The 7,669-nt window shown below is 71.9% G+C and carries 7 protein-coding genes; all 7 read left to right on the top strand.

What is annotated here, in order from left to right; all coding sequences use genetic code 11:
• A partial coding sequence (locus tag VBO01S_RS21860; RefSeq protein ID WP_169805075.1) for an acetate--CoA ligase family protein occupies positions 1-462 on the top strand: 462 nt, incomplete at its 5' end.
• Between the two features lie 29 nt (positions 463-491).
• Positions 492-1,493: a Bug family tripartite tricarboxylate transporter substrate binding protein gene (locus VBO01S_RS21855; RefSeq protein ID WP_062479277.1), complete on the top strand. Its 1,002-nt coding sequence runs from the start codon at positions 492-494 to the stop codon at positions 1,491-1,493.
• A 43-nt stretch (positions 1,494-1,536) separates the two neighbouring features.
• Positions 1,537-2,925: a DUF1254 domain-containing protein gene (locus tag VBO01S_RS21850; protein WP_062479274.1), complete on the top strand. Its 1,389-nt coding sequence runs from the start codon at positions 1,537-1,539 to the stop codon at positions 2,923-2,925.
• A 5-nt stretch (positions 2,926-2,930) separates the two neighbouring features.
• Positions 2,931-4,265 (top strand): DUF1254 domain-containing protein, encoded by a 1,335-nt coding sequence (locus VBO01S_RS21845; RefSeq protein WP_062479271.1) that lies wholly within the window; start codon positions 2,931-2,933, stop codon positions 4,263-4,265.
• Positions 4,262-5,536: an alkyl sulfatase dimerization domain-containing protein gene (locus VBO01S_RS21840; protein ID WP_062479268.1), complete on the top strand. Its 1,275-nt coding sequence runs from the start codon at positions 4,262-4,264 to the stop codon at positions 5,534-5,536. The genes VBO01S_RS21845 and VBO01S_RS21840 overlap by 4 nt, the downstream gene beginning before the upstream one ends.
• 25 nt (positions 5,537-5,561) lie before the next feature.
• A complete protein-coding gene (locus VBO01S_RS21835) occupies positions 5,562-6,554 on the top strand; it encodes a Bug family tripartite tricarboxylate transporter substrate binding protein (protein ID WP_157627417.1) in 993 nt (330 codons plus the stop codon).
• A gap of 126 nt (positions 6,555-6,680) precedes the next feature.
• On the top strand, positions 6,681-7,643 hold the full coding sequence (locus VBO01S_RS21830) for a helix-turn-helix domain-containing protein (RefSeq protein WP_062479263.1): 963 nt from the start codon (positions 6,681-6,683) through the stop codon (positions 7,641-7,643).
• Positions 7,644-7,669 lie beyond the last annotated feature (26 nt).

Below are 7,669 nucleotides of genomic sequence, written 5' to 3'. Positions count from 1 at the left end.
CAGGCGCGCGCGGCCTTCGAGCGCACGCGCGACCTCGCGCGCACCGCACGGCCCGAGGCGCGGCTCGACGGCGCACTGGTGGCGCGCATGCTGAGCGGCGGCGTCGAGTGCATCGCGGGCGTGCACCGCGACCCGGTGTTCGGGCCGGTGCTGATGTTCGGCCTGGGCGGCATCCACGTCGAGACGCTGCGCGACGTGTCGCTGCGCGCACTGCCCATCACACGCGACGACGCGCTGGCCATGGTGCGCGAGCTGCGCGCCTTCGCGATCCTGAACGGCGCACGCGGGCGGCCGCCGGTCGACCTCGATTCGATCGCCGACGCGCTGTGCGCGCTGGCCGACTTCGCGCAGCGCGCGGGCGACTCGCTCGACAGCGCCGAGATCAACCCGCTGATCGCGCGTCCGCAGGCCGAGGGCGGCTGCGTGGCGGTCGACGCGCTGATCGTCGGCCGCGCGCCCTGAAGCACAACAACAACCACCGGAGACATCGCATGACGACGACATCGAAGAACGGCCTTTCGCGCGCACTCGGCCTGGGCGCAGCACTGGTGCTCGCGGCAAGCGCGGCGGCGGCAGCCACGGAGGCGCCCTTCCCCTCCAAGCCCGTGCGCATCATCGTGCAGTACCAAGCGGGCGGCTCGACCGACATCCTCGCGCGGCTCGTGGCCGAGGGGTTGTCCAAGCGGCTGGGCCAACCGGTGGTGGTCGAGAACCGCAGCGGCGCGGGCGGCATCATCGGCACCGACTACGTCGCCAAGAGCCCGCCCGACGGCCACACGCTGCTGCTCACGGTGCCGGGGCCCGTCACGGCGAACCTGGTGCTCTACAGCAAGCTGCCCTACGACCCGCGCACCGACCTGCGCATGGTGTCGGACATCGCCACTACGCGCACCGTGCTGGCGGTGCACCCTTCGGTGCCGGCCACCGACTTCAAGAGCCTGATCGCCGCCGCCAAGGCCGCGCCCGGCAAGTACTCGATGGGCTCGTGGGGCCCGGGCACGCAGCCGCACCAGGTGCAGGTCTACATGGACAAGGCCTACGGCCTGCAGACGATGCACGTGCCCTACAAGGGCGAGAGCCCGATGGCGATCGACCTGATCGGCGGCGTGATCCAGATGACCGTGGGCTCCGTCACCACGCTGCAGCCGTACATCAAGGCCGGCAAGCTGCGCCCGCTGGCCGTGGCCGGCCCCCGGCGCGCCCGCGCGCTGCCCGACGTGCCCACCTTCGCCGAGCAGGGCTACGCCGACGAGGTCTACGCCATGACCGGCCCGACCTCGCTGATGGCGCCGGCCAGGACGCCCGACGCCATCGTCGAGCGCCTGGGCCGCGAGGTCAGCGCGGTGGTGCGCCAGCCCGAGGTGAGCCGGCGCATCGAGGAGCTCGGCGCCGAGCCCGTGGGCAACCTGCCGCCCGAGGCCGCCGCGGCCTACAAGGCCTTCCTGCCCGTGACGCTGAAGCTCACGCAGGCCACGGGCGTGAAGCTCGACTGAACCGCCTTCCCTTCTCCTTTTTTCGAACCCCGAGGTCTTTCCCATGAACGCTCCCGCTCCCGTGCCCGACATCGCCGCCGCCCGCAAGGCGCTCGCCCGTTCCATCGGCCTGGCCGCCTTCGTCTACGGCTACCCGCTCACCGAGACCTACCGCACCTGCGCCATGCAGACCGCGCCGCGCGCCGAACGCCGCAGCGGCGCCTCGGCCGGCTCCGACGTGCGCGCGCCGCTGAACACGCTGCACCACGCGCCGCGCCCGTCCACCCACGAAGACCGCGACGTGGTCACGCCCGCCAACGACCTGCTCTACACCATGGCCTGGCTGCACCTGGCGCACGGGCCGATGCTGCTCACCGTGCCCGCGTCGGCGCGGCATCCGGGGCGCTACTTCGTGCTGCCGCTGTACGACGCCTACACCGAGAACTTCGAGAACCTGGGCCCGCGCAACTGCAACCCCGAGGGCGAGACGGTCGTGCTCGTGGGCCCCGGCGGCACCGTGCCGGAATCGCTCGCCGGCCACCGCGTGGTGCGCTGCCCGACCGACCTGGTCTGGCTCATCGGCCGCATCCTGGTGGGTGATGAAAGCGACTGGCCGGCCGCGCGCGCGCTGCAGGCGGAGATCCAACTGAAGCCCGCGCCCGGCACCGTGCTGCAGGGCCGCCCGGCCGCCATCGAACAGTGGGCCGGCCCGCACGAGGACGCCATGGCCGCCGCCTTCGAGCACGGCGAGCCGGCCGCGCAAGTGGCGCCGCGCTTCTTCACCAACGTGTGCCACGCGCTGGCCGAGGCGCCGGGCCGCGTGGAAGACCGCGCGCTCGTCGCGTGGTTCGGCCAGGGCGGGCTGCTGGCGAACGCCGCGTTCTCGTGGGACGCGCTGGAGGCACCGCTGCGCGAAGGCCTCATCGAAGGCTTCGCCGAGGGCGTGCAGCTGGTCGGCGCCGTGGGCCGCAACCGGCGGCCCAAGCCCTGGTCGATGACGCCGGCCACCGGCCGCTACGGCAACGAGTTCCTCGGCCGCGCGCGCACCGCCTACCTGGGCCTGGGCGCGCTGGCCACCAGCGAGGCGGTGTACGCCGCCGCGCACCACGACGCTACGCAGGAACCGCTGGACGGCCAGCGCCGCTACACGATGCGCTTCGAGGCCGGCGACCTGCCGCCCGCGGACGCCTTCTGGTCGGTCACGCTGTACGACAGCGACCGCTTTCTCTACCCCAACGACATCCGCCGCCACGCCATCGGCGACCGCACGCCCGGGCTGAAGCGCAACGCCGACGGCAGCCTCGAACTGGTGGTGAGCCACGCGCGCCCTGCCGACGCCGCCAACTGGCTGCCCGCGCCGGCCGGGCGCTTCTACCTGATCCTGCGCATGTACTACCCGCGCGAGGGCGTGCAGGGCTGGCGCATCCCGGCGCTGCAGGCACAACAGGGCTGAGCACGATGCAGCCGCACACCGACACCCTGCAAGCCCTGGCCGAAGAGGCCGTGGTCTACGCCTACCCGCTGTACGAGATGCGCCGCATGCGCGCGGCCACCTCGCCGCAGCGCACCGACGCCGCCGGCGAGGCGCCCAAGCCGCTGCGCTGGTGCAACGTGTTCACGCACGCGCGCCAGCTGCTGGGCGCGGGCAAGAGCCGCGTCGTCACGCCGAACAACGACACGCTCTACACCAACGCCTGGCTCGACCTGGGCGAGGGCCCGCTCGTGATCGACGTGCCCGACACGGCCGGGCGCTACTACGTGCTGGGTTTGCTCGACTTCTTCACCAACCCCTTCGCGCACCTGGGCCAGCGCCTCACGGGCACGGCGGCGCGCGCCTTCGTGGTCACGCCGCCGGGATGGCGCGGCACGCTGCCCGCGGCCTTCGACGCGCCGGGCGCGCGCATCGAGGCGCCCACGCGCTGGCTGTGGATCATCGGACGCCTGCTGGTCGACGGCCCGCAGGACGTGCCGGCCGTCAACGCGCTGCAGGACGGCTTTCTCGTGCGCACGCTGGCCGACTGGGAAGCCGGCCGCCGCTCGGCGCCGCGCGCCTTCGACCCGGGCTGCGATCCGAAGGCGCCGCTCACCGCCGCGCACTTCGCTGCGCAGGTGAATGCGGCGCTGCGCGACAACGCACCGCCCGCCGGCGATGCGGCGCAGCTCGCGCGCTATGCATCGCTCGGCATCGGGCCCGGCGCGGGCGCACTCGACGACAGTCAGCGCGCCGCGCTGCAGGCCGCGCTCGACACCGTGCTGCCCCGGCTGCGCGAGGCGCAGTCGGGCCGCACCACGGCCTCGGGCTGGGTGCAGATGCCGCTGGTGGAAGGTTCCTTCGGCGACGACCACCTGGCACGCGCGCTGATCGCGCTCAAGTACATCGGCATGCTCGAAAGCCGCGAGGCCACCTACCCCATGGCCTGGCACGACGCCACCGGCGAAGCCCTCACCGGCCAGCGCCGCTACACGCTGCGCTTCGCGCCCGACGCGCTGCCGCCGGTCGACGCCTTCTGGTCGCTCACGATGTACGACACGCGCGACTACATGCTGGTGGACAACCCGATCGACCGCTACGCCATCGGCGACCGCACGCCGGGGTTGCGGCGCGACGCGGACGGCGGGCTCACGCTGCACATCCAGCATGCGCGCCCTGAAGGCGAGGCCGCATTCGCCAACTGGCTGCCGGCCCCCCAAGGCAGCTTCTACCTGTGCCTGCGCGCCTACGTGCCGCGCGCCGAACTGCTCGACGGCCGCTACCAGCTGCCGCCCCTCACCGTCACCAAGGATTCCGCATGAGCGCCACCGCTGAAAAACCCCAGGCAACCGAAGAAGAAAAGCCCTTCCTCATCGTCGGAACCGGCACCGAGACCGTCGCGCCGGGCCTGCACATCCTGCGCGGGCAGGGCCAATCGTTCGTGGCCGAGACCAACGTGGGCCTGGTCGTGATCGACGCCGGCCCGGGCGGCTCGGTGACGCAGGGCATGATCGACGCGCTGCGCCAGCTCAGCGACGCGCCGGTGCATGCGCTGTGCTTCAGCCACGGCCACATCGGCTACAACGCTGGCGTGCCGATGTGGCTGGCCCATGCCGCCGCGCGCGGCGATGCGCCGCCGCGCATCATTGCGCACCGCAACGTGCCGCGCCGTCTGGCGCGCTACCGCGAGACGCTGGCCCTGCAGCACCGCATGGCCGAGATCCAGTTCAACCGCCCCGCCGGCTTCTTCGACCACCGGCTGGTGACGCACCCGCCCACCGAGACCTTCGACGACGTGCTGCAGATCGGCAGCGGCGAGCGCCGCATCGAGCTACGCTGGGCGCCCTCGGAAACCGACGACGCGATCGCGCTGTGGAGCCCGGCGCAGCGCGTTCTGTATGGCGGCGCGGCGCTGATCGACTCCATTCCCAACATCGGCACGCCCTTTCGCACGATGCGCGACACGGTGCGCTGGGCCGACACGCTGGAGGCGCTGGCGGCGTTGAAGCCGCGCAAGGCGGTGCGCGAATTCGGCGCCACGCTCGAGGGCGAAGACCAGGTGCAGCACGTGCTCGTGCACACGGCCCGCGCGCTGCGCTGGGTGCGCGCCGAGGTGGTGCGGCTCATGAACGAAGGGCTCAACGAGCGCGACATCCTGGCGCGCATCCGCTTTCCCGACGAGCTGTTCGCGGTCGAGTGGATGAAGCCCACCTACGGCGACCCGGGCTACATCGTGCGCGACATCTACCGCTCGGAGAACGGCTGGTGGGACCGCAACCCGACCTCGCTGCACCCGGCCGCGCCCGAGGCCATCGGCCGCGCGGTGGCCGACGCCATCACCGACAAGCGCGGCGTGATCGACCAGGCACGTGCGCTGGCGGCAAACAAGCAGTGGCAGCTCGCGCTGCACGTGATCGACCTGCTGGCCACCGCCGAGGGCGAGGCCACCGAGATCGCCGAGGCACGCTCGCTCAAGGCCGAATGGCTGCGCGAGCGGGCACGCGAAGTGCCCAGTTACGTCTCGCGCAACCTGTATCGCGTGGGCGCGGACATGATCGAACAAGGCACGCAGGCGCGCTTCGGCATCCGCTGAGGCCTTTCCATCGGAGACACGGACCATGACAACGACAACACCATTCCGCTTCGGCCTGCGCATGCTCGCCGCCTGCTCCCTGGCCGCACTGGCAACGGCCAGCCACGCACAGGCCGACAGCTACCCCGACAAGCCCGTGACGCTGGTGGTGCCCACCGCGGCGGCCGGCGGCACCGACACCATCGCGCGGCTGATCGGCGACGGCCTCGGCAAGATCCTGAAGCAGCCCTTCGTGGTCGACAACCGCCCGGGCGCCAACGGCATCCTCGGCAGCGAGGTGGTGGCGCGTTCCACGCCCGACGGCTACCGGCTGCTGTTCACCTACGCCGCGACGATGGTGGTGAACCCCAGCCTCTACAAGAAGCTGCCCTACGACCCGCTGAAGGACTTCGTGCCGATTGCCCAGGTCGGGCGCGGCGGCAACCTGCTGCTGGTGCGCAAGGACCTGCCGGTGAAGACGATCCAGGAGTTCGTCGCCTACGCCAAGGCGCGCCCCGACAAGCTCAGCTACTGCTCGTGGGGCAACGGCTCGGGCGGCCACCTGGCGATGGAAAGCCTGAAGAAGCAGGCCGGCCTCGTGATGACGCACGTGCCCTACAAGGGCAGCGGCCCCTGCGTGCAGGACCTCGTGGGCGGCCAGGTCGATGCGGCCTTCGCCGACATCTCCTCGACCGTGGAGATCGTGCGCGCCGGCCGCATCCGCGCGCTGGCCAACAGCGGCCCCTCGCGCATCCCGATGCTGCCCGACGTGCCGACCATGACCGAGAGCGGCTACCCCTTCACCACCTACGCCTGGTACGGCCTGCTGGCGCCCGCCAAGACGCCGCCCGCCGTCGTGAAGAAGCTCAACGAGGCCGTGAACCAGGTGCTGCGCGACCCCGCGGTGGTGCGCCGCATGTACGAGCTGAACTTCAACGACCTGCCGCAGAACACGCCCGAGCAGTTCACCGCCACGATCCGCAGCGACCTGCGCGACTGGGGCGCGCTGGTGAAGGACATCGGCCTGACGCTCGAATGAACGCCTGAGCGCCCCTGACCAAGGGTAAGCAACATGGTCGGCCGGCGGCGCTTCCCACACACTGCGCCGTGACAGGCACGGTTTCTGCTCATCGGCTGCGCGATGGCAACTGCGCCAGCGCGCACCATGACCGAGCTTCTTCACTTCAGCCGACAACTCACCGCCGAAGCCCAGGCGCAGGCCTCGGGCGTGGGCGCCTGGGACCAGCACTACGAGCAGCTGTCCAACGGCCGCTTCGAGGGTCTGGCCGAAGACCTGCACCTGGACTTCGTGCAGGTCTTCCACGAGCGCGCCAACCAGACCGTGCTGCAGCGCGGCCGGGGCCGCCCCGGCGCCATCGCCTTCGCGCTCACCGAGACGGCCGCCCCGGGCAGTTGGTACTGCGGCCACGACCTGGGCGGGCGCCAGCTCAGCGCGCTGCCGCCGCGGGGCGAGTTCGAGCTGCTGGCCGGCGCCGGCATGGACCTGATGGCCGTGTGCGTCGACACCGAACCGCTGGCCAAGCTGGCCACCACCCTGTTCGGCCCCGACTTCGAACTGCGCATGCCGGCACCCGCGCCGGTGCAGCACCCCGGCTTCGACGAGACCGCCTTCACCCGCCTGCTGGGCGCCGCCCTGTCGCTGGCACGCGACAACCTCGCGCAGCTCGAACAGCCGGCCGCGCGCCACATGCTGTCGCTGTCGCTGGCCGACGCGGTGCTGCAGTGCATGGGCTCGAAGGCCTTCGAGGCCCGGCTGCCCGCCAGCACAGCGGCGCGCCGCCACATCGTGGCCAAGGCGCGCGAGTACATGCAGGCGCACGCCGACGAGCCCATCAGCGTGCCCGACCTGTGCGCGGCCACCGGCGTGTCGCGCCGCTCGCTGCAGTACGCCTTCGAGGACGTGCTGCACCTGAGCCCCGTCACCTACCTGCGCGTGATGCGCCTGAACCGCGTGCGCTGCGAGATGCAGGCCTGCCGCGACGACACCATCGGCGACATCGCCGCGCGCTGGGGCTTCTGGCACCTGTCGCGCTTTGCCATCGACTACGCGCGCCTGTTCGGCGAGCTGCCGTCCGCCACGCGCGCGCGGTGGTTTGCCAAATCTTGATAACGCCCGCGCCGGCGGCGCTCTTA

The organism is Variovorax boronicumulans NBRC 103145, assembly GCF_001591345.1.
Classification (GTDB): domain Bacteria; phylum Pseudomonadota; class Gammaproteobacteria; order Burkholderiales; family Burkholderiaceae_C; genus Variovorax; species Variovorax boronicumulans.
This window is presented reverse-complemented; position numbering and strand designations above follow the sequence as displayed.

Coding starts and splice junctions, on each gene's coding strand:
- VBO01S_RS21855 (WP_062479277.1), top strand. CDS start 492: ATGACGACGACATCGAAGAACGGCCTTTCGCGCGCACTCGGCCTGGGC.
- VBO01S_RS21850 (WP_062479274.1), top strand. CDS start 1,537: ATGAACGCTCCCGCTCCCGTGCCCGACATCGCCGCCGCCCGCAAGGCG.
- VBO01S_RS21845 (WP_062479271.1), top strand. CDS start 2,931: ATGCAGCCGCACACCGACACCCTGCAAGCCCTGGCCGAAGAGGCCGTG.
- VBO01S_RS21840 (WP_062479268.1), top strand. CDS start 4,262: ATGAGCGCCACCGCTGAAAAACCCCAGGCAACCGAAGAAGAAAAGCCC.
- VBO01S_RS21835 (WP_157627417.1), top strand. CDS start 5,562: ATGACAACGACAACACCATTCCGCTTCGGCCTGCGCATGCTCGCCGCC.
- VBO01S_RS21830 (WP_062479263.1), top strand. CDS start 6,681: ATGACCGAGCTTCTTCACTTCAGCCGACAACTCACCGCCGAAGCCCAG.